Origin of the sequence: Mesorhizobium sp. M7A.F.Ca.MR.245.00.0.0, assembly GCF_003997415.1 — a bacterium.
In the GTDB taxonomy this organism is placed as follows: domain Bacteria; phylum Pseudomonadota; class Alphaproteobacteria; order Rhizobiales; family Rhizobiaceae; genus Mesorhizobium.
In genome coordinates, this window is record NZ_RZTE01000006.1 from 234232 (window position 1) to 236469 (window position 2238).

At 63.0% G+C, this 2238-nt stretch carries 3 protein-coding genes; all 3 read left to right on the top strand.

The window, feature by feature from the left end; all coding sequences use genetic code 11:
• The coding region (locus tag EOB80_RS35215) for a DUF2259 domain-containing protein (RefSeq protein WP_245466324.1) at positions 1-223 on the top strand (223 nt) is incomplete at its 5' end.
• 107 nt (positions 224-330) lie between these two features.
• Positions 331-744 (top strand): hypothetical protein, encoded by a 414-nt coding sequence (locus EOB80_RS10405; protein WP_127327569.1) that lies wholly within the window; start codon positions 331-333, stop codon positions 742-744.
• Positions 745-803: 59 nt separating this feature from the next.
• A complete protein-coding gene (gene purB / locus EOB80_RS10410) occupies positions 804-2111 on the top strand; it encodes an adenylosuccinate lyase (protein ID WP_127327570.1) in 1308 nt (435 codons plus the stop codon).
• Positions 2112-2238 lie beyond the last annotated feature (127 nt).

Sequence of the window (2238 nt, forward strand, 5' to 3'; positions counted from 1 at the left end):
TCGGCTGCTGCGTATCGAGGCGCAGGATGGCGGCACGACCAAGCTGCTGCACGAGGACAAGTCGATACCGAAAAGCCGGGGTTGCCCGAACGGCTACCGCATCGGCGCTGTGCAGACCTTTTCGATGGACAGTCTCAGCGCCTATGCCGTGCTGATCGCGGTGCGCCAATACGGCTTTGAAGGCCCGGACTTTCGCTGGATCGCGGTGACCGGCCGCCTGTGACACCGCTTGTCCCACCCGCCCCGTGCGATCGTTCGCTGAACCGCCTTCGCCGCGCGATACCCACGCCGCGCACTGCGTTTTATGGCGCCTTGCTATGGGCCACGACGATGGGCGCCAGCGCGCTCGTCAGCCTGTCGTTGGACGACTGGGAGACGCCGGCGAAAATCCGCATTGTCACCGCGCTGTTTGCGGTGGGAGCTGCGCTGGCTTTTCCCATCGGCCTGTTCGCGGCGCGGCTGGTCTCGCAGGGAAGACGCTGGGAAGTCGCCTTCGCAGCGGCCTTCGTGTGCCTCGCCGCCGCAACGGTCGGCGTGACCGCCGGGCTGTTTGCCCTGCAGTACCGCTCCTACTACGCCGAGTGGCATGCCCCTGCTTTCACCCACACCTGGGTCCTGCAGTTCATCTTCACGACGCTGATTGCGCTCTACCAGTTCGTGGTGCTGGGCATCCGGCTCTATTTTCCAGTTGGTTTCATCGCTCTGTTTGCCGCGGGCGTCTGGTTTGCGCGCCAGCAGCGTTGAGCATTTTGCTCGCCTCTGTTAGGACGCGGGCAAACTTCTCGATATGTCAGGACTGACCGATGATCCCTCGCTATTCCCGGCCTGAAATGGTCGCCATCTGGTCGCCAGAAACCCGGTTCCGCATCTGGTTCGAGATCGAAGCCTATGCCTGCGACGCGCTGGCCGAACTCGGCGTCATCCCCAGGGAAGCGGCAAAAACCATCTGGGAAAAGGGCGTGGCGGCAAAATTCGATGTCGAGGCGATCGACGAGATCGAGCGCGTCACCAAGCATGACGTCATCGCCTTCCTGACCCATCTTGCCGAATTCGTCGGACCGGACGCCCGCTTCATCCACCAGGGCATGACCTCGTCCGACGTTCTCGACACCTGCTTTGCCGTACAGCTTACCCGCGCCAGCGACATCCTGCTCGCCGATATCGATGGCCTGCTTGCAGCGCTTAAGCGCCGCGCCTTCGAGCACAAGGACACCGTCACCATCGGCCGCAGCCATGGCATCCATGCCGAGCCGACGACCTTCGGCGTCAAGCTGGCGCAGGCCTATGCCGAATTCTCGCGCTGCCGCGAGCGGTTGGTGCACGCGCGCGAAGACATCGCCACCTGCGCGATTTCGGGCGCGGTCGGCACCTTCGCCAACATCGACCCCTATGTCGAGGAACACGTCGCGGCGAAGCTCGGCCTGAAACCCGAGCCGGTGTCGACGCAAGTGATCCCGCGCGACCGCCATGCCATGTTCTTTGCCACGCTCGGCGTCATCGCCTCGTCGGTCGAGCGGCTGTCGATCGAAATCCGGCATTTGCAGCGCACCGAAGTGCTGGAGGCGGAAGAGTATTTTTCGCCGGGCCAGAAGGGCTCGTCGGCCATGCCGCACAAGCGCAACCCGGTGCTGACCGAAAACCTCACCGGTCTTGCCCGCATGGTGCGCTCCATGGCGCTGCCGGCGATGGAAAATGTGGCGCTCTGGCACGAGCGCGACATCTCGCACTCCTCGGTCGAGCGCATGATCGGCCCGGATGCCACCGTGACGCTCGATTTCGCACTGTCACGGCTGACCGGCGTCATCGACAAGCTGCTCGTCTATCCCGACAACATGCTGAAGAACATGAACAAGTTCCGCGGCCTCGTGCATTCGCAGCGCGTCATGCTGGCGCTGACCCAAGCCGGCCTGTCGCGCGAAGACTCCTACCGGCTGGTGCAGCGCAACGCCATGAGAGTGTGGGAGCAAGGCGCTGATTTCCTTGAGGAACTTTTGGCCGACAAGGAAGTGACCGCAGCGCTGCCGGAAGCCGAAATCCGCGAGAAATTCGACCTGGGCTATCACACCAAGCATGTCGACACGATCTTCAAGCGGGTGTTTGGAGAAGCCTGAGCTTCCTTCTCCCCGTCACTATACGAGGAGAAGGTGCCGGCAGGCGGATGAGGGGCGGTGCCGACTTCGGCGACGATCGCACCCATTCACGCTTTGACAAATTCACGACTTTGGCGCTGCCCCTCAT

Bases quoted from the DNA above. Each gene is read 5' to 3' on its own strand.
- EOB80_RS10405 (WP_127327569.1), top strand. From the start codon at position 331: ATGGGCGCCAGCGCGCTCGTCAGCCTGTCGTTGGACGACTGGGAGACG.
- purB (WP_127327570.1), top strand. From the start codon at position 804: ATGATCCCTCGCTATTCCCGGCCTGAAATGGTCGCCATCTGGTCGCCA.